Raw genomic sequence first — 18723 nt, 5'->3', positions numbered from 1 at the left:
AGACGAGGTGTAAATGTCCCTCCGGCACGCAATCGCAGCCCTGGCCGTCGTACCCGCGCTCGTGGTCCCCACCGCCGCCCAGGCGGCCACGGCCCACGACGGCCACGGCCACTCCCCCAAGGCCTCCTTCGACCTGCAGGCCCACCGCGGTGGCATCGGCATGACCACCGAGGAGTCCCTGGAGGGCTTCGGCAAGGCCCTGCGCCTCGGGGTGAGCACCCTGGAGCTGGACACCCACGTCACCAAGGACCAGAAGGTCGTCGTCAACCACGACCGCCAGATCAGCGCCCAGAAGTGCAAGGACACCGGCCCCGTGACGGCGGGCGACCCGATGTACCCGTACGTCGGCAAGTACATCAAGGACCTGACGCTGGCCCAGATCAAGACGATGGACTGCGGCTACCAGCAGCTGCCCGGCTTCCCCGAGCAGGAGCAGATCAAGGGCCACCGCATGGTGGAGCTCAAGGACGTCCTGGGCCTGGTCAAGAGCTACAAGGCCAAGAAGGTCAAGCTCAACATCGAGACCAAGGTGGAGGCCGGCGCCCCCGAGCAGACCGCGCCGCGCGAGCTGTTCGTGCGCCGGGTCTTCGAGGAGATCCACCGCTCGGGCATCGAGAAGCAGGTCACCATCCAGTCCTTCGACTGGGGCGCCCTGAACGAGATGCACAAGCTCGCGCCGAAGTACCCGCTGGTGGCGCTCACCAACTACGACTTCCTCCAGGTCGGCAAGCCCGGCGCCTCCCCGTGGCTCGGCGGCATCGACGCCGACGACTACGACGGCGACTTCGTCAAGGCCGCCGCCGCCATACCGGGCGTCAAGGCGCTCTCCCCGGTCTACGGCATGCCGCAGAACGGCACCATCGCCGACCCGAACTTCACGTTCTACGTCACCGGGAAGATGGTGGACGACGCCCACGAGCGCGGCCTGAAGGTCATCCCGTGGACCTGTGACGACAACCCGACCATCGAGGCCCTGATGGACATGGGCATCGACGGCATCATCACCGACTACCCCAACCACGTCCGGCAGATCATGGCCGACCGCGGCATGCGCCTGCCCAAGGCGTACCCCGCCCCGCGCCACTGACGAGCGGCGCCCTGCACGCGGACGCCCCCGGGACCGGCTGCCGGTCCCGGGGGCGTCCGCGTGCGGTTCACATGGTCGAGGCGGCGGGTTCCCCGGCCGGGCTGGCCAGGTCCTCCTCGGGGTGGACGCACTTGTACAGGCACTGGGTGCGGGACATCGCGAAGACGCCGTAACTGAGGACCGCGAACCCCGCCAGCGCGGGCAGCAGCCAGAAGCCGGTGCGCGGCTGCTCGCCGTAGAGCGCGACCCCCAGGCAGAAGCCGACGACGGCGTCGCCGAGCGTCAGGGCGGGCTGGGAGGCGATCAGCGGTCCCCCCTGCATCGCGGTCCCCAGCAGGAACAACGAGAACCCGCCGGCCGCGGCGAAGGCGTAGGTCTGCCAGGACAGCAGCCAGGCCGCGATCCCCTGGTGCTCCAGGACGTCCATGGACGACTTGATCAGCGCGGCCGTGAGGGCGTTGCCGACCGCCGCCGCCCCACCGAGGCAGGCGGCGCGCATCAGTCCGGTGGGCCGCCGCAGCCCGGCGAGCACCAGCACGGCGCCGAGCCCGCCGACGATCAGCAGCGTCGGCACCCACCAGATGCCCGGCACCTGGTCCCGCCCACCGCTGGGCGCCATCGAGAAGAGGAACAGCGCCAGGCCCCCGGCGATGCACGCCACACTGGCCCACGCCTTGTGGGACAGCTCCACGTGGAAGACCATGCCGCCGATCACCAGGGCCAGCGGCAGTTCCAGGATGAACACCGGCTGGACCGCGGCGAGCGAACCGGTACCCAGCGCCAGGGCCTGGAAGATCGCGGCGAGGATGACGCCGAGGATGCCGGCGAGCCAGACCGGGGTGCGCAGCAGGTCCTTCATCAGGCCCAGGCGCAGCGACTTCGAGGCGGGGACGGTGAGCACCGCGCGCCGCTGCAGGACCGTCCCGAAGGCGTTGCTGCAGGCCGCGAGGACGGCGAAGAGGATGGAGATCATGACAACGGCACCACTCCCGCGTGCTCGGCCGCGGTCGTCCTCGTCCGGCTCGGCGCCGGACGACGCTCGATGGTTTCTATGTCTTCGATGGGTTCGTCCGGTTTTCCGCGTAAAGGGAAAGTCTAACGTCGAACGTATGCGGAGGCCCGCCGCGGTCCGGCGGTCACCGCGCGGCCGTCACAGCGCGGCCGTCACAGCGCGGCCGTCACAGCGCGGCCCGGTCGCCGGTGTCCACCGGCTCCGTGGCGCGCGCCCCGCGCAGCGCGTCGGAGCGCACCTCGTCGGCGGTCAGCACGTAGCCCGTCGTGGAGTCGGCGGTGGAGCGGGCGAAGACCACCCCGTAGACACGTCCGGAGGTGTCCAGCAGCGGGCCGCCGGAGTTGCCGGGGCGCACCACGGACCGGACCTGGTAGATGTCGCGGGTGACCGTTCCGTCGCCGTAGATGTCCTGGCCGGTGGCGCGGATGCGGCCGGCCACCGTCGCGGCGCGCAGGTCGAGGCCGCCGTCCTGCGGGTAGCCCGCCACGACCGCGCCGTCACCGCTCACGGCGTCGCCGGTGAAGCTCAGCGCGGGCGCGTCCAGCCCAGGGACGTCCAGGACGGCGACGTCCTTGCCGGGGTCGAAGAGCACCACGGTGGCCCGGTAGGCCCGCCCGAGGCCGCCGACCTGCACCGCGGGTTCGTCCACCCCGGCCACCACGTGGGCGTTGGTCATGACGTGCTCGTCGGCGAAGACGAAACCGGTGCCCTCCTGGCCCTGACGGCGGCCGTCCACGAAGGCGACGCCCTCGATCTTGACGGTGCTGCGCGCGGCCGCGCCGGCCGCGGCGGTGGTGACGTTGTCCCCGGAGGGCGCGGGCACCCCGTTGACGGGCTCGGACTCGAAGGGGTTGAACACCTGCGGGAACCCGGCCTCGGCCAGTGCGCTGGTCGCCCTGCTGAACCAGGTGGGTGCCTGCCGGGGCATGGTGTCCTGGACCGCGCCGAGCACCTCGGACCCGCGGATCGACTGCGCCAGCACGCTGGAGGAGGACGTCACCAGCACGCTCGCGGCCACCCAGGCGACCAGCAGCACGGCCACGGCGTTCGCCACCGCGCCGCCCACCCCGTCGAGCCAGCGCAGCGGGCCCCAGTCCAGACCCGTCCGCACCTTCCAGGCGACCCCGGAGGCGAGGGCGTGCCCGCCGGCCGCGGGCACCAGGACGGTCAGCAGCGCGACCAGCGTCGCCCGTGGCGTGCCCGACTCGACGTACTGCAGCACGTACGGCAGCAGCCACACGCCGACCACCGCACCGCCGAGGAAGCCCGCGAGCGAGATGCAGCCCACGACCAGTCCGCGCCGGAAGCCGGCGACGGCGTAGGCGACGGTCAGCACCAGCAGCAGGAGGTCGAGCAGGTTCAACCGAGGGGCCTTTCGACGAAACCCTGTGGACCAGTGAAAACGCACATTAACTGCCCATAGGTTCCCTTTTGCGGTGCACCGCACGCAGATTCCGTCACATCTGCCCCGGGCTCCCCGGATCACCGTGGAATCGCATGGGAAAGGCCCGGCACGGCTTCCGTGTGCAACCACGGACGCCGGCACCGGGCCCTCCGTCGCACCGCACCCCGTCCCCACGGGTCGGCGCGTGCGGGACCTTCCCACCGCTCAGGGGCGGCCCCGCAGCTCATTCCCCCTACATGTGGACGACCGGGGCGGCCTCAGCATTCCCGTCCTGAGCAGGAATTCCACGCCGGTAGAGCAGGAAGCTGATCACCAGGCCGGCCGCGAAGAAGGCCGCGGCCCACCAGTAGGCCGTCGCGTAGCCCTCCAGCGCGGCCTGCGCCTTCACCAGCGGATCGGTGCGGTGGGCCAGGGCGTAGTCGGTGGCGGCACCGGTGGCCAGGGTGTTCAGCAGCGCGGTGCCGATCGAGCCGCCGACCTGCTGCATGGCGTTGACGGCGGCGGAGGCGACACCCGCGTCCTCGGCGCCGACACCGGTGGTGGCCAGGTTCATCGCGGGCGGGAAGATCAGGCCCATGCCCAGGCCGATCACCAGCAGCGGCGGCAGCACGTCGGCCGCGTAGCCGCTGTCCAGGCCGAGCCCGGTCAGCCAGGCCAGGCCCGCCGCCGCGAGGCCGAAACCGGCCGGCACCACGGGCTTCGGGCCCACCCGGGGCACCAGCACGGTGGTGGCGACCTGGGCGCCGACCATCAGGGCGCCGACCAGTGGGAGGAAGGCCAGGCCCGTCCGCACCGAGGAGTAGCCGAGGGTGAGCCGCAGATAGTAGGTGAGGAAGAGGAAGACCGCGAACATGCCGGCGCTGGAGACCAGCGAGGCGGCGAAGGAGGCGCCCCGGTTGCGGTCCAGCAGCACGCGCAGCGGCAGCAGCGGGTGCCGCGCCCGGGTCTGCCACCAGGCGAAGGCGGCCAGCAGCAGCGCGCCCGCGGCCAGGCAGCCCCACACCTGCGGCGAGCTCCAGTCGTGGCTCTCGGCGTTGGAGAAGCCGAAGACGACGGCGAACAGCCCCGCGGAGACCAGCACGGTGCCGGGCAGGTCGATCGTCGCGCCGGGACGGCGGCTCGCCCGCCGCAGCAGGGCCGCGCCGCCGAGGAAGGCGACCAGCGCGAAGGCCAGGTTGACGTAGAGGGTCCAGCGCCAGTTCAGGTACTCGGTCAGCACCCCGCCGAGCAGCAGGCCGACGGCCGCCCCGGAGCCGGCGATGGCGCCGTAGATGCCGAAGGCGCGGGCGCGTTCCCTGGCGTCGGTGAAGGTCGTGGTGAGCAGCGAGAGCGCGGCGGGTGCGAGGAGCGCCCCGAAGGCTCCCTGCAGGGCCCGGGCGGTCACCAGCATCTCGAAGCTGCCGGCGGCGCCGCCGAGCGCGGAGGCCCCGGCGAAGCCCGCGACGCCGACGAGGAAGGCGGTCTTGCGGCCGAAGAGGTCCGCGATCCGGCCGCCGAGCAGCAGCAGGCTGCCGAAGGCGAGGGCGTAGGCGGTGACGATCCACTGCCGGTTGCCGTCGGTGAAGCCCAGGTCGGCCTGGGCGGAGGGGAGGGCGATGTTCACGATGGTCGCGTCGAGCACGACCATCAGCTGGGCGATGCCGATGACGGCGAGGACCCACCAGCGCTGCGCCGCCGGGGCGTCGGGCGCCTTCGTCTCGGCCCCCACGGGGGGTGCGCCGGTGCCGGCCTTCGGCTCGGCGGTGCTCTGGGACATGCGGGACGCGCTCCAGTCGGTCACGGGGAGGGCAGGGAGGGGTCGGGACGCCGGGAACCCGACGAGATACGAAACCGTTTCGTACACGTCGAGACTAGGGCCCGCCTTATCGAAACGCAAGTGTTTCGATCGCAGGGGCGCAACCGGCTGCCTAGAGTGGGAGCCGAGGACCGAGGAGGTGCGGCCGTGGCCGAGCAGCACGCGGGAGATCGCCCCGAGAGGGCGATCCTGGAACGGATCAGCGCGATGGTCTCCGACGAGCGGACCCTGCGCGAGCTCCTCAGCGAGGGGCGGGTGGACAGCGGGACCGAGCAGGCCCGGCTCGACGAACTGGAGCGCGAGCTCGACCAGTGCTGGGACCTGCTCCGCCAGCGCCGCGCCAAGACCGAGGCGGGCGGGGACCCGGGCGAGGCGAAGGTGCGCCCCTCGCACACCGTGGAGGGCTACCAGTCGTGAAGAGCGACGCACAGGTGACGGACACTCCCGGCGCGCGACGCTACGAGGCGCACGTCGGCGGCAGGCTGGCGGGCTTCGCCACGTACATCCGCACCCCCGAGATGATCGCCTTCCTGCACACCGAGGTGGACCCGGAGTTCGAGGGCCGGGGCGTGGGTTCCGCGCTCGCCCGCCACGCGCTGGACGAGGCGCGGGAGCACGGCCAGAGCGTGCTGGCGGCCTGCCCGTTCATCGCGGGCTGGATCGCGCACCACCCCGAGTACGAGGACCTGGAGTACCGGCCGCGCAGCACGGTCAGCGACTAGGCCTGTCGTCAAAGCAGTGCCGGCCGCCCGGAGGGCGGGCCCCGCGGGGTCTGGTGCGGTACATCGCACGGCGGAGAGGCGCCCTCGTCGTGGGCTACTCGGACGATTCGCCAACGCAGCGAGGCGCCGTGCCGCGACCGGGTCCGATGCCGAGCGCCGGCAGCACCACCGCGTCGATGTAGCGGTGCATGAAGGCGGCGTCGACCTCCACGTCCTCCAGCAGGCGGCGGGTGATCACGGCGCCGAGCATCATGTGCGGCATGAACTCGGCCGCGGGGACGGCCGCGTCGATCTCCCCCCGGTCGGCGGCCCGCCCCAGCAGCTGCCGCACCCCGGTGAGCTCGGGCTCGATCAGGTGCTGGCGCATCGCCTCGGCGAGGTCGGGGTTGGTGGCGGAGGCGTGGGCCAGGCCCCGGATCAGCGGGGTGTCCACGTCCGAGCCGTCGCCGATGCGGTCGGCGAGCTCGTGCAGGTCGCCGGGGAGCGAACCGGTGTCCACGTTCTCCACGTGCACCGGCTTGGTGCACCTGAGCGCGGTCACGACCAGCTCCGGCTTGCTCTTCCACTGCCGGTAGAGGGTGGCCTTGCTGGACCGGGTGCGGGTGGCGACCGCGTCCATCGTCAGCGCGTCGTACCCGACCTCGCGCAGCAGGTCGATCACCGCGCCGTACAGCTCCTGCTCCCGCTCGGGCGTCAGCCGGGTGCGGCGCGCCGGTGCGCTCGCGTCGGTCGTCATGTTCCGTGCTCCGTCTCTCGTCCCCTGCGAAACGGTTTCGTATCCCAACGACAATATGGCACCGCCCACCGAAACCGAAACGTTTCGATGGGCGGTGCACACGGTCCGGCTCACGCGCCGGCGCCGCGCGGCGTCAGGCCAGCGAGGCCGTGAGCGTGATCTCCGTGCCCGCGAGCGCCTTGCTCACCGGGCAGTTCGCCTTGGCATCCTCGGCCGCCTTGACGAACTCCGCCTCGTCGATCCCGGGCACCTCGCCCTCGACGGTCAGGTGGATGCCGGTGATCCCGGTGCCCGGCTTGAAGGTGACGTCGGCCTGCGTGCGCAGCCGGGTCGGCGGGGTGCCCGCCTTGCCCAGGCCGGCCGACAGGGCCATCGAGAAGCAGCTGGAGTGGGCGGCGGCGATGAGCTCCTCGGGGCTGGTCTTCCCGCCCGGCTCCTGGGAACGGGCGACCCAGGTCACCGGGTACTCCCCGATGCCGGAGGAGTCGAGGGTCACGACCCCGCTGCCCTCCGTCAGACTGCCGTCCCAGACGGTGTGCGCGACCCGCGTGGTGGAGTGCGGCGTGGTGGACATGGTGGATCCTCCCAAGTACGGCGTACGGCTGCGGCGGGTCCAAGTCTTCACCACCGCGCGCCGCTTCGCGAAGCGATCTCCCCCGCCGTGACGGTCGTGTTGCCCCCTGTCAAACGGGCCGTCACCCACAAGGGTGGCTGTACGCAGGGATTTCACCGACCCGCCCCCTGTCGCCGTGCCGCCGCCCTACGTTCGGGACCTGGGACGCGGACGTCAAGGAGTGAGCCTGGTGGTCGAATCCGTGCGGGTACCCATCCTCGCTTCGTGGGAGCGCTGTCAGACCGCCGGCCTCGACCCCGAACGGCTCGAGGTCCCGTACACCGACGACGTCGACCCCACCGGGGCACTGGTCCGGGCCGCCGGTCCGGTCCTCGACCGGCTCGCCGGCACGCTCTCCGGCACCCGTACCGCCGTCCTGCTCACCGACGACCGGGGGCTGGTGATCGACCGCCGGGCCGCCGAGCCGCCGCTGCTGCCCGCCCTTGACCGGGTCCGGCTCGCCCCGGGCTTCAGCTACCACGAACTCGACGCCGGGACCAACGGCATCGGCACCGCCCTGGCCGCCCGGCACCCCGTCCGCGTCTCCGGCGAGGAGCACTTCTCCGCCGCCCTGCGCGGCTTCACCTGCTTCGGCGTGCCCGTCCGCCACCCCCTCAGCGGCCGGGTGGAGGGCGTGCTCGACCTCACCAGCCTGTACGGCGACGCGCACCCCCTCATGGCCGAACTCGCCCGCGGCTGCGCCCTCGCCATCGAGCAGCGGCTCCTGGAGGAGTGCGGGGAGCGCGAACGCGCCCTGCTGCAGGGCTACCTGACCGCCGAGCACCGCGGCGCCGCGGCCGCCCCCCTGCGGCTCGACGGCGTGGGGCACATCCCCGGCGTCGGCCCGCCGGCCGGGCTCACCGACGGGGACGAGTCGGTGCTCGCCGAGACCGCGGCCGGGCTGATCGCCGCCGGACGGCGGGAGGCGCTCGAACTCCCCCTCTCCCACGGCCGCACGGCCCATCTGCTGTGCCGGCCCCTCGCGGGCGGCGCCGTCGTGGAGGTCAGCGTGCCCGGGGACGCCGGCGCGCGCGGCAACGCCCCGGGCGGGGCCGCGAGCCGCCCGCTGCTGGTCGGCGAGCCGGGGGTCGGCCGCCTGGCCGTCGCCGCGCGCCGCCGCCTGGAACTGCTCAGCGACGCCGCCCTGCGGATCGGCACCACCCTCGACGTCGCCCGCACCGCCCGCGAGATCGTCGAGGCCGCCGTGCCCCGGTTCGCCGACCACGCGACCGTCGACCTGTACTGCCCCGTCCTGGACGGCACGGCCCCCGGTGCCCCCGGTGCCCCCGGGGCGGAGCTGCGCCGGGTGGCGACGGACGGCGCGGCCCGCGGCCACGGCCCGTACGCCAGGGGCGAACCGATTCGCCTCGCCCCGGACAGCCCCCAGGCCAGAGCGCTGTACGGCGGCTCCGCGGTCCGCGACACCACCCCGGGCCCCGACGGCGAGCCGAGCGCCGTCCTCGCCGTCCCCCTGCGCGCCCGCGACACCCTGCTGGGCGTCGCCACCTTCCAACGCGCCGCGCGGACGGAACCGTTCGCCGAGGACGACCTCACCCTCGCCCGCGACCTCGCCGCCCGCGCCGCCGTCTGCATCGACAACGCGCGGCTCTTCACCCGCGAGCACCACCTCGCCCTCGAACTCCAGCGCAGCCTGCTCCCCCACGGCGTACCGGAGCAGCACGCCGTGGACGTCGCCCACCGCTACCTCCCCGCGGCGCGCGGCCGGGTCGGCGGCGACTGGTTCGACGTCATCCCGCTCTCCGGCGCGCGGGTGGCCCTGGTCGTCGGTGACGTCGTCGGGCACGGGATCCACGCCGCCGCCGCCATGGGCCGGCTGCGCACCGCCGTGCACAACTTCTCCGCCCTCGACCTGCCCCCGGACGAGCTGCTTGGCCGCCTGGACGACCTCGTCGTCCGCCTCGACGACGAGAGCGGCGCCGGTCCCGGCCTCGCCGGCGCGACCTGCCTCTACGCGGTCTACGACCCGGTCGCACGGCGCTGCCAGCTGGCCCGGGCCGGCCATCCGCCGCCCGCGCTGCTCGCCCCGGACGGCGAGGTGCGCTTCCCCGACCTGCCCGCCGGGCCGCCCCTGGGCCTGGGCGGACTCCCCTTCGAGTCCGCCGAGTTCGCGGTCCCCGAGGGCAGCGGCCTCGTCCTGTACACCGACGGCCTCATCGAGGGCCGCCACCTCGACCCGGACACCGGGATGCGCCGGCTCGGCCGCGCCCTCACCGCCGTCCCGCGGGGCTGCCCGCCGGAGGAGGTCTGCGCGGCGCTCGAGGCCGCGCTGCGCCCCGCCCCCTCCGCCGACGACGTCGTCCTGCTCGTCGCCCGCACCCGGTCCCTGGACGAGCGTCAGGTCGCCTGCTGGGACGTCCCCGACGACCCCGCGGCCGTCTCCGCGCTCCGCTCCGCGATCACCCGCCGGCTGCGCGCCTGGGGCCTCGACGAGCTCAGCTTCACCACCGAGCTGATCGCCAGCGAGCTGATCACCAACGCCATCCGCCACGGCGCCGGCCCCGTGCAGGCCAGGCTGCTGCGCGATCGGGCGCTGGTCTTCGAGGTCGCCGACGCCAGCGGCACCTCCCCCCGGCTCCGCCGCGCGGCCACCACCGACGAGGGCGGCCGCGGGATCTTCCTCGTCGCCCAGCTCTGCCGGCGCTGGGGCACCCGCTACACCGAACGGGGCAAGGTCATCTGGACGGAGCAGCAACTGCCCGCCTGAAGCTGCCCCGACCGGCGGCCGCGGACGCCGGCACCCTCGGGCGCCGCCTGCGGCCTCGCCCTGATGGCCCACCAGTCGCGCGGGATCCCGCTCCCCATGCGCCCCGGGCGATGTCCACGAAGCGCGCTCCCGGCGCCGCCGCCCGTCCCGCCCCTGGGGCCGGTCACCACGGCGGGGACGCCCCTCGCCGTACGGGTGAAGCGGCGGGACACGCTGGTTCCGGCTGTGCGCGGACGCGGTGTTGCCTACGGTGGGACCATGACCACGGCGGCAGACAGCAGCACGAACGCGAGCACGGACACCTACGACGTCATCGTCATCGGCGCGGGCCCCACCGGGGAGAACCTCGCCGACCGCACCAGGCAGGCCGGACTGACCACCGTGGTGGTCGAGGCGGAACTGGTCGGCGGCGAGTGCTCCTACTGGGCGTGCATCCCCAGCAAGGCGCTGCTGCGCCCGCAGGCCGCCCTGGACGCGGCGCGGGCGGTCGCGGGGGCACGAGAGGCGGCCGGCGGGCGGCTCGACGCCGCCGCGGTGCTGGCCCGGCGCGACTGGTGGACGGGGAACTGGAAGGACGACGGGGCGGTGGGCTGGCTGGACTCGGCCGGCATCGACCTCGTCCGGGGGCGCGGCCGGCTCGACGGCCCGCGCCGGGTCGTGGTCGACACCCCGGACGGCGGCGCGCGCGTCCTGGTCGCCCGGCACGCCGTGGCGGTCTGCACCGGTACCCGCGCGCAACTGCCCGACCTGCCCGGCATCGCCGACGACCACGTGTGGACCAGCCGCGACGCCACCAGTTCCCCCGAGGTGCCGGGGCGGCTCGTGGTGGTCGGCGGAGGCGTCGTCTGCGTCGAGATGGCGACCGCCTGGCGGTCGCTCGGCTCCGAGGTGACCGTGCTGGTCCGCGGCTCCGGGCTGCTGCCCCGCTGGGAGCCGTTCGTGGGCGAGCTCGTCGCGGACGGGATGCGCGCCGCCGGGGTGGACATCCGCACCGGCGTGTCGGTCACCGAACTGCGGAGGGCGTCGGAGTCCGGGCCGATCACCCTGGCGCTCTCGGACGGGTCGGAACTCGTCACCGACGAGGTCCTGTTCGCCACCGGCCGCGTCCCGCACACCGACGCCCTGGGCCTGGAGACGGTCGGCCTGACCCCCGGGTCGTGGCTGGACGTCGACGACACCTGCCTGGTCAAGGACGTCGAGGGCGGCTGGCTGTACTGCGCGGGCGACACCAACCACCGCGCCCTCCTCACCCACCAGGGCAAGTACCAGGGCCGTATCGCCGGCGCCGCCATCGCCGCCCGCGCCATGGGGGAACCCCTGGACACCGCCCCCTGGGGCCGGCACGCGGCCACCGCCGACAACGTCGCCGTCCCCCAGGTCGTCTTCACCGAACCCGAGGCCGCCGCCGTCGGCATCACCGCCGAGCAGGCCGAGCGGGAGGGCCGCCGCGTCAAGGTCGTGGACTACGACATCGGCAACGTCTCCGGAGCCGGGCTGTACGCCGACGGGTACAAGGGCAAGGCGCGTGCCGTCGTCGACCTGGACCGGGGTCACCTCGTCGGCGTCACCTTCGTCGGCCCGTCGGTCGGCGAACTGCTGCACTCCGCCACCATCGCCGTCGCCGGCGAGGTGCCGCTGGAACGGCTGTGGCACGCCGTACCGGCCTTCCCCACGATGAGCGAGGTGTGGCTGCGGCTGCTGGAGACCTACCGGGACGCGCCGGACGGCGAAGGCTGACGGAGACGGCGGCCCCGGGCGCCTGCCGATAGGATCGCGCCCTGCTCGTCGAGTCCAGGTCGAGGGGACAGCTGAGGTGGGGATTTTCCGGCGCGGGCCGAAGCGTGACCAGCGGGACGCACCCCGCGACCCCGAGTACGCCTTCTTCTCGGTGGACGAGGGCGCGCGCTTCCGCGCGATCGTGCGCGAGTCGTTCGCCGAACTCGGGCTGGAGGTCACGGTCTTCGCGGACATGGTGACCGACGACTCCGGCCGTCGCTTCGGGCTCGGCAACCTCGCCGCGCTGTGCCACAACGACCGGCGCGGCCCGCGCGTGTGGCCGCTGCTGGCGCGGGAGCACATCGGTGCGGTGCTGCGCACCCTCGACGGGCCCTCGCCGCTGGAGACCCTGCCCGCCGAGGAGATCCGCGAACGGCTCTACCCGCGTCTGGTCACCCCCGAGGCGATCGACCCGGAGACCTTCCGCTACGCCCGGATCGCCGCGCCCGGGCTGCTGGAGGTGCTCGCCCTGGACCTCCCGGAGAGCGTGATGACGCTCGCCGACCACGCCCTGGTCCCGCTCGGCGACGCCCGTGAGCTGCGCGGCCGCGCCCTGCTCAACCTGCGCGACCTGCCGGTGGAACGGCACGAGGTGGTCCGGCACGCCGACGTGCGCTTCGACGTCCTCGTCGGGGACTCCTTCTTCACCGCCGCCCGGGTGCTGGTCCTGGACGAGCTGGTGGAACGGGTCACCGGGGAGCCGCTGACCGCCGACGGGGCGCTGGTGGCCATGCCGTTCCGGCACCAGCTGGCCTTCCACGCCATCCGTGACAGCGGCGTCATCCCGGCGCTCAACGGCATGGCGGGTTTCGCGGCGGCGGGCCACGAGGACGCGGTGGGCCCCATCAGCCCGCACGTCTACTGGTGGCGGGACGGCGTGCTGACCCAGCTCAGCCGGAAGGACGGCGACGGGCTGCTGATCACCGTCGGCGAGGAGTTCCAGGACGTCCTCGAACGCCTCGTGCCCGACCAGGCGGGCGAGGAGAGATGAACGACGGCCGGCCGGGCGGGACGACCGTCAGACCGCTGATAGGCGTGGGCCCCGAGGGGCCCGCGCCCGACTACGCCGAACTGTTCCCCGACACGCAGCACGGCACGGGCGGTGGCCCCGGCGACCCGCAGGAGCCGCCGCGGGTACCGCACCCGGCGGGCGGGCACCGCAGGGCGCGCGGCGGGGCGGCCCGCTCCCGGCGACTACGCCTGCGGGCCGTCGTCACCGTGGCCGGGGCGGTCGCCGGCGTCGGTGTCCTGGCCCTGCTCGGGCACCTTGTCACCGGTCCGGGCGGGGCCGACCGCGCGCTGCCCGATCCGAGCACCTCGCCGCCGCGGCTCGCGCTGCCCACCCTGCCGGACTCCGACGGCACCGCGGAGCCCTCGCGCGGCGCCCCGGTCCCGTCGGCGCGCACGGGCGCGGGCGAGGCCTCCCTGTCCGCCTCCGGCTCCGGTTCCGCGTCCGGCACCCTGCCACGGGCCTCCGCCACGGGCACCGCGACCGCCGCCCCGGGCGGCACCACCGGCACCGCGACCGCCGGTTCCGGCGCGGTGCTCAAGCCCGGTTCGCGCGGCCCCGAGGTCGTGGCGCTGCAGCAGCGGCTCACCCAGGTCCAGCTCTACGACGGTCCGGCCGACGGCAAGTACGACGGCGGCGTCAAGTACGCCGTCCAGCGGTACCAGATGGGCTACGGCGTCACGGGCGACACCTCCGGGTTCTACGGCCCCGCCACGCGCCGTTCGCTGGAGTCGGTCACCACGGCGCCCTGAGGCCGCAGCGGGTTCGGCAGCGGCAGGTAGCGGGCGGCGGCGCCGTCCGCGCCGGTCCAGCGCAGCAGCAGGTTGGTCTTCGCGGGGATGTACGGGGCGGCGAGCAGCTCCCGCACGGGCGCCGGGTCCCCCTGACCGGCCGCCCACTCCACGAGGAACGCCCGGGCCCGCGCCCACAGCACCGGCGTGAGCTCCGGGTGGCGTTCGGCGACCGCGCCCGCGATCTCCAGCAGGTTGTTGGTGACGAGGCAGTAGACCAGCCGTTCCCAGCCGTGGGCGGCGTCCACGCCGGGCCCGGGCGCGTCCGGACGTGCGTGGCGGCCGAGCAGCTCGTGGTGCCGCTCCTCGACCAGCTTGACGCCCTCGTGGTCGCGGAAGAGCGCCTGGCCGGGCACGCCGTCGGCGTCCACGGCGACGAGCACGTTCTGCAGGTGGCACTCCAGCACCGCACCGTGCCGGAGGTACGCGTGCAGCACCGGTGGCACGACCTGCCGCAGGTACGCCTCCCACCAGGCCAGCGCGCCGTCCACGGTCAGGCCCGGCGCGGCGAGCGGGCTGCCCTCGTACCCCTCGGCGACGGCCGCCGCGAGCAGCGGGGTCAGCCCGGGGCGCAGGTGCTCCCCGAAGCCGTCCCGGACGAGCACGGCCAGCCCCTCGAACGCGTCCCGGCCGCCCAGGTCGGCGGTCCGGTAGCCGCGGTCGGACAGGACGTCCGCCTCCGGTACCGCGCGCAGCACCTCGTCCACCGGCCCGAGCCAGCGCAGGTCGTGCCGCCACAGCCGGCGGATGTCGTTGGTGATCCGCACGTCGAGGCTGAACTTCAGGAAGAGGTCGGCGTCCGGCAGGTAGACCGTCCGCAGGGACGCCGTCGGCACGGCCGGTACGGCGGTGTGCCCCAGACGCAGCAGACGTCCGTCCCGGAACGCGGGGAGGCCGCCCAGCAGGGCCAGCTGCCAGGGGTGCGCGGGCAGGACCCGGTAGCCCTCGGGGACGTCCGGGTACAGCCGGTCGAGCACCGAGGTGTCGCCCTCACCGGCCAGCAGGTCCGCCCGGACCGCGAGCAGCGTGAGCGGGAAGCTCGTGTGCGCCTCCGGCGCGTACCGCAGCCAGCTCTCCGGCGGGCCGCCGCCGCGGGTCTTGGGGGCGGGGTGGTGGCGGTGGCCGGCCACCAGGGCCTGCTCGGAGCGCAGGTACGGATCGGCGGGCGGCGGCGCGTGCTCGCGGGCCTCCAGCAGGGCGGCGAGCACGTCGCGGCTGTCGCCGATCTCGGCGGGCAGCCCGGTGCCCGCGACACCGGTGCGCGCGGTGAGCTCCGCGGCGGCGACGTCGACCAGCGCCTCCAGCGGGAGCGGCCGCCAGCCGTCCCCGGCGCGCAGCTCGGGCCCGGCGGGATGGCGCCCGGCCCGCACCCGCAGCAGCCGGCCGGTCGCGGGCAGCCGGTGGACCGGACGGCCCCCGTCCTCGCCCGCGGCCTCGGCGAGCTCGCGCAGCAGGCAGTTCAGCAGGGCCGTCGCGGAGAGCGCCTCGGCGCGGTCCCAGGCGTCACCCACGACGGCTCGTTCCCGCTGGTCGGTGCCCTGGTCGATGCACGGTCGGCCGCCTCCTCGTAGGGTAGGGACCCATCATGTACCCGCACTCGGCGGCTGCGACGCGGCGCCCCCTGGAGACGGCGTTCGCGACCGAGCTGGCGACGCTCCGCCCCGACCTGCACGACGCGTACACCGCCGCGCTCCCCGGTGCGCGCGCCGCCGTCCTCGGCCGTCTGTGGCGTGCCCTGCTCCTGGAACCCCTGCCGGGCATCGCCTCGCGCGGCCCGGACCGCGTGCTGTTCCTCGACGGCCGGGTGCTCACCGGGCCGCGGCGGCTGCCGCACGACCTGGGGTCGCCGGACGAGCCCGCCCTGCCCCTGCTGCTGGACGGCCGGTCCCACGACCACCCGGCCGCCCTGGTGGAGGCCCTAGGGCTGCCGGGATCGGGCCTGCTGCGCGACGAACTCGACGACAGCGTCGCCTCGTTGGCCCTGTCCCTGGCGGGCGCCGCGGGCCTGGCGGGGCACGGCGGCCGGCCGCCGACCCTCGCCTCCTTCGAGCAGGGCGTCGTCGACGGCCATCCCTACCACCCGTGCTGCCGCAGCCGTCCCGGCTTCTCCGTGGCCGAGCAACTGGCCTACGGGCCCGAGCACCGGCCCGTCGTCGCCCTCGACCTCGTCGCCGTCCCGGCCGCCCGCTCCCTGGTCACGGGCGCCTGGCCGGACCGGTTCCGCGACGGCGACCGGGTCCTGCTGCCCGTCCACCCCTGGCAGACCCGGCACATCCTGCCCGCCCTGGGGCTGCGCCCGTACGCCGAGGCCGCGGTCCCCACCCGGCCGCTGATGTCGGTGCGCACCCTCGCCCCGCTCGACGGCGGGCCGCATCTGAAGACGGCGCTGAGCATGCGGATGACCTCGGCCGTCCGCGACATCTCGGCCCGCTCGGTGACCGACAGCGAGCCGCTGTCCGCGCTGCTGGACGAGCTGACCCTGCGGCTCGGCGGCGGCACGCTGCGCGTCACCCGCAACCTCGCGGCGGCCGCCGCCGTCGTCGGCGGTGAGGCCAGCCCCGACCTCGCGGCGCTGCTGCGGGAGTCCCCGTCCGGTTTCGCCGACCCGGCGGCCGGGGAGAGCGTGCTGCCCGTCGCCGCGCTCACCGGGCGGCCCGCCGACGGCGGGCCGCCCCTGCTCCGCTCACTGCTCACGGCCGCGGGACCGAGCGCCCCGCACGACGGCACCGCCTGGCTCACCGCCTTCGCCCGGCTCGCACTGCCGGCCATGCTGCGGCTGCTGTCCCAGGGCGTCGCCCTGGAGGCGCACGGGCAGAACCTCCTGGTCGTCCTCGACCGGCACGCCCGGCCGCTGCGGCTGGTCTACCGCGACCTGGCCGACGTCCGGATCAGCCCGGCCCGCCTCGCCCGGCACGGCATCACCGTGCCCCCGCTCGGCCGGGGCCTGAGCGACGACCCCGCGGTCCTGCACGCCAAGCTCTACGGCTCCCTGGTCGCCACCACGTTCGGCAGCCTCGTCTCCGCGCTCGGCGAGGCCCATCGCCCCACCGAGGCACGGCTGTGGGCCGCGGTGCGCACCGAGGCCGCCCGTGCCTTCGACGCCCTTCCCGCCACGGCGGACACCCGCACCGACCGCGCGGCCCTGCTCGCCGCCCCCGAACTCCCCGTCAAGGCGCTCACCTTGATGCGGCTGGAGACCTCCGCGAGCGGCGACCACTGGACGGGCCTGCCCAACCCCCTGCGCTGACCACCCGATCCGGCGGCCCGGGACGTTCGCGCCCGGCGACCAGATGACGCCGCCGAACGGCACGAGCAGCGCACCGCTCCCCCGTGCCGGAACGGCCACAACGAGAGGCCGCCGACCAGACAGAAGGCCAGGACGGACGCGCACGTGGCGACCAGCACACGGGTGCGCCCCGCCCGGGCCACCAACGAAGACCACTGGACGGGCCTGCCCAACCCCCTGCGCTGACCACCCGATCCGGCGGCCGGAGCTGGGCATCGGGCCGGGGTCAGGCCCTCGGCCGGAGGGAGCCGTCGTCCAGGAGCCATTCGCGGTGCAGGGCGCCGAGCGGGACGCGCTGCTCCATGAGCGGGGTGCCGAAGACGCCCAGGCGCAGTTGCAGCGCCCCGGTGAGGTCCACACCGCCGTACAGCGTCCAGGCCAGGGCCGCGGAACCGGCGCTGCCCCGGGACGCGGCGCCGGCCGTGGCCTCACCGCGCAGGTAGGGCGCGAGGTCGGCGGTGACCCCCACGGCCCCGTACAGGCCGACGCTCGCCTCGGCGCCGACCGTGGCCTTGACCCGGCCGGTGGCGGTCAGCGCGGCGCGGACCGGGGTGCTCGTCATGTCGGCCGCGGTGACCGGCCGCCAGCCCGCGGTCCGCTCGTAGTCGCCGCCGAGGCGGAAGCCGCCCTTGAGGTCCTGCCGTACGTCGACGCTCACCGTGCCGTCCGCCTCGACCTGGAGGTAGCAGGTCAGGTCGAGGTTGACGACCACCGGGACCGGCCCGACCTGGATGACCGGGTCCGCGTGCAGCCTGGCGAAGGGCACCCGCAGCGGCCGGCCGCCGTCCGCCGGCACGGCTGCCCGGCCGCGCACCTCCCAGCCGGAGGTCCACCGTCCCGACAGGCCGAGGAACGCGGCGTCGGGCGAGAGCGCCGGACCGCCGTCGTAGGAGAACTCGACCTCGGGCGCGACCTCGACGTAACCGGACACCCGCAGGCCCGCGGCGGGCACCCCGCCCTCCGCGCCGACGTCCAGGCGCAGGCTGCCCAGGGGCAACCGGGCACCGCCCGGGCCTGTCGTACGGCTGCCCGGCGTGGCCCGGGAGACCTCGACGTCCGCCACCAGGGGCTCGACGTCGACCTCCGCGGGGTCGACCGGCACGGTGCCCTCGGCCTTGTCCCGGCCGAGCAGGGCGCTCATCGTGGCGGGCGCCGTCTCGACCCGGGTCCGTGTGCCGTCGCCGTCCAGGACGCGGGTGACCTCGGCCAGCAGCCCGTCGGGGGCGCCCGGGGCAGGACCGCTGGCGATCACGTCGCCGGTCCGCGGCGCCTCGGCGGCGGAGATGACGGCCCGCCGGGTCCTGTCGTCGTACGAGGCGACCTTGAGCGCCGCCCGCCGGGCGCGCCCGTCGCCGCCTGCCCGGGCGACGGCGGTCGAGGTGTTCGTGGGCGCCGCCTTGACGGCGAGGCCGTGGGACGGCGCGGCCTGGACGCCGGCCGCGGCCCGCGCGGTGGCGGACGGCGGTGCGGCCGGGGCGGAGGTGGCGGCTGAGGGGGCGGCGGCGGCCGAGCACCCGGCGAGCAGCAGGGAGACGGCCGCGGCGGCGGCCAAGCGGACGTGCCTGGAGGCGGATGCGCGCATGGAGGGTCCTCGGAGCGTGTGGTGGGGGGTACGCACGGCAGAGAGGGCGACCCGCGACTTACCGACGGGTAACAACCGCCCCGAGCATCCCACGTGGCCCGGGCGCCCCGTGACGGATCCACCCCCGGCCCTGCCATGACCTCGGTCACACGCCACGCCCCCCGCCCCGGCCGCGGACGTTGTC

The 18723-nt window shown here is 75.0% G+C and carries 15 protein-coding genes; 8 read left to right on the top strand and 7 right to left on the bottom strand.

The annotated features are described in order from the left end of the window. The first annotated feature begins 13 nt into the window (after positions 1 to 13). Positions 14 to 1087 carry a glycerophosphodiester phosphodiesterase family protein gene (locus PV410_RS30400; protein WP_500328965.1) on the top strand — a complete coding sequence of 358 codons (1074 nt, stop codon included), beginning with the start codon at positions 14 to 16 and terminating at the stop codon, positions 1085 to 1087. A gap of 67 nt (positions 1088 to 1154) precedes the next feature. Here the strand turns inward: PV410_RS30400 and PV410_RS30395 are convergent, their stop codons facing one another. The 3 genes from PV410_RS30395 to PV410_RS30385 all read right to left on the bottom strand — a co-directional run bounded on the left by PV410_RS30395 (position 1155) and on the right by PV410_RS30385 (position 5260). Further along, positions 1155 to 2060, bottom strand: coding sequence for a DMT family transporter (locus PV410_RS30395; RefSeq protein ID WP_500328964.1), 906 nt, complete (start codon positions 2058 to 2060; stop codon positions 1155 to 1157). 205 nt (positions 2061 to 2265) lie between these two features. Continuing rightward, positions 2266 to 3462 (bottom strand): MarP family serine protease, encoded by a 1197-nt coding sequence (locus PV410_RS30390; protein WP_500328963.1) that lies wholly within the window; start codon positions 3460 to 3462, stop codon positions 2266 to 2268. 274 nt (positions 3463 to 3736) lie between these two features. Beyond that, positions 3737 to 5260 carry an MFS transporter gene (locus tag PV410_RS30385; RefSeq protein ID WP_500328962.1) on the bottom strand — a complete coding sequence of 508 codons (1524 nt, stop codon included), beginning with the start codon at positions 5258 to 5260 and terminating at the stop codon, positions 3737 to 3739. Positions 5261 to 5446: 186 nt separating this feature from the next. On the opposite strand from PV410_RS30385, the gene PV410_RS30380 reads away from it, so the two are divergent. Both PV410_RS30380 and PV410_RS30375 read left to right on the top strand, forming a co-directional pair. Next, positions 5447 to 5716, top strand: a complete 270-nt coding sequence (locus tag PV410_RS30380) for a DUF2630 family protein (protein WP_500328961.1) — start codon at positions 5447 to 5449, stop codon at positions 5714 to 5716. After that, the gene (locus tag PV410_RS30375; RefSeq protein WP_500328960.1) at positions 5713 to 6021 is read left to right on the top strand and encodes a GNAT family N-acetyltransferase; all 309 of its coding nucleotides are present in this window, start codon (positions 5713 to 5715) and stop codon (positions 6019 to 6021) included. Before PV410_RS30380 ends, PV410_RS30375 begins: the two co-directional genes overlap by 4 nt. 94 nt (positions 6022 to 6115) lie before the next feature. On the opposite strand, the gene PV410_RS30370 is transcribed toward PV410_RS30375, so the two are convergent. Further along, positions 6116 to 6757, bottom strand: a complete 642-nt coding sequence (locus tag PV410_RS30370) for a TetR/AcrR family transcriptional regulator (protein ID WP_500328959.1) — start codon at positions 6755 to 6757, stop codon at positions 6116 to 6118. 133 nt (positions 6758 to 6890) lie between these two features. Continuing rightward, positions 6891 to 7331 carry an OsmC family protein gene (locus PV410_RS30365; protein WP_499512309.1) on the bottom strand — a complete coding sequence of 147 codons (441 nt, stop codon included), beginning with the start codon at positions 7329 to 7331 and terminating at the stop codon, positions 6891 to 6893. A gap of 229 nt (positions 7332 to 7560) precedes the next feature. Between PV410_RS30365 and PV410_RS30360 the strand changes: the two genes are divergently transcribed. From PV410_RS30360 to PV410_RS30345, 4 genes are all read left to right on the top strand, one after another. Next, entirely contained in the window at positions 7561 to 10095 is a 2535-nt protein-coding gene (locus tag PV410_RS30360) for a SpoIIE family protein phosphatase (RefSeq protein WP_500328958.1), read from the top strand. 258 nt (positions 10096 to 10353) lie between these two features. Continuing rightward, complete coding sequence (locus tag PV410_RS30355) at positions 10354 to 11832, top strand: dihydrolipoyl dehydrogenase family protein (RefSeq protein WP_500328957.1); 1479 nt, start codon at positions 10354 to 10356, stop codon at positions 11830 to 11832. Between the two features lie 76 nt (positions 11833 to 11908). Next, positions 11909 to 12862, top strand: coding sequence for a hypothetical protein (locus PV410_RS30350; RefSeq protein WP_500328956.1), 954 nt, complete (start codon positions 11909 to 11911; stop codon positions 12860 to 12862). Continuing rightward, positions 12859 to 13632 (top strand): peptidoglycan-binding domain-containing protein, encoded by a 774-nt coding sequence (locus tag PV410_RS30345; RefSeq protein ID WP_500328955.1) that lies wholly within the window; start codon positions 12859 to 12861, stop codon positions 13630 to 13632. Before PV410_RS30350 ends, PV410_RS30345 begins: the two co-directional genes overlap by 4 nt. Here the strand turns inward: PV410_RS30345 and PV410_RS30340 are convergent. Next, the gene (locus PV410_RS30340; RefSeq protein ID WP_500328954.1) at positions 13581 to 15182 is read right to left on the bottom strand and encodes an IucA/IucC family protein; all 1602 of its coding nucleotides are present in this window, start codon (positions 15180 to 15182) and stop codon (positions 13581 to 13583) included. The genes PV410_RS30345 and PV410_RS30340 overlap by 52 nt on opposite strands. A 74-nt stretch (positions 15183 to 15256) precedes the next feature. Between PV410_RS30340 and PV410_RS30335 the strand changes: the two genes are divergently transcribed. Continuing rightward, the gene (locus PV410_RS30335) at positions 15257 to 16918 is read left to right on the top strand and encodes an IucA/IucC family protein (protein WP_500328953.1); all 1662 of its coding nucleotides are present in this window, start codon (positions 15257 to 15259) and stop codon (positions 16916 to 16918) included. A gap of 265 nt (positions 16919 to 17183) precedes the next feature. Here PV410_RS30335 and PV410_RS30330 read toward each other — a convergent pair whose 3' ends face one another. Further along, the gene (locus PV410_RS30330) at positions 17184 to 18539 is read right to left on the bottom strand and encodes a hypothetical protein (protein WP_500328952.1); all 1356 of its coding nucleotides are present in this window, start codon (positions 18537 to 18539) and stop codon (positions 17184 to 17186) included. Positions 18540 to 18723: the final 184 nt, after the last annotated feature.

Source organism: Streptomyces sp. PA03-5A (assembly GCF_033792725.1).
Lineage (GTDB): Bacteria > Actinomycetota > Actinomycetes > Streptomycetales > Streptomycetaceae > Actinacidiphila.
Note: the sequence above shows the minus strand (reverse complement) of the source record. Positions and strands in the feature narration are given on the sequence as shown.

Coding starts and splice junctions, on each gene's coding strand:
- PV410_RS30400 (WP_500328965.1), top strand. CDS start 14: ATGTCCCTCCGGCACGCAATCGCAGCCCTGGCCGTCGTACCCGCGCTC.
- PV410_RS30395 (WP_500328964.1), bottom strand. CDS start 2,060: ATGATCTCCATCCTCTTCGCCGTCCTCGCGGCCTGCAGCAACGCCTTC.
- PV410_RS30385 (WP_500328962.1), bottom strand. CDS start 5,260: ATGTCCCAGAGCACCGCCGAGCCGAAGGCCGGCACCGGCGCACCCCCC.
- PV410_RS30370 (WP_500328959.1), bottom strand. CDS start 6,757: ATGACGACCGACGCGAGCGCACCGGCGCGCCGCACCCGGCTGACGCCC.
- PV410_RS30365 (WP_499512309.1), bottom strand. CDS start 7,331: ATGTCCACCACGCCGCACTCCACCACGCGGGTCGCGCACACCGTCTGG.
- PV410_RS30355 (WP_500328957.1), top strand. CDS start 10,354: ATGACCACGGCGGCAGACAGCAGCACGAACGCGAGCACGGACACCTAC.
- PV410_RS30345 (WP_500328955.1), top strand. CDS start 12,859: ATGAACGACGGCCGGCCGGGCGGGACGACCGTCAGACCGCTGATAGGC.
- PV410_RS30335 (WP_500328953.1), top strand. CDS start 15,257: ATGTACCCGCACTCGGCGGCTGCGACGCGGCGCCCCCTGGAGACGGCG.
- PV410_RS30330 (WP_500328952.1), bottom strand. CDS start 18,539: ATGCGCGCATCCGCCTCCAGGCACGTCCGCTTGGCCGCCGCCGCGGCC.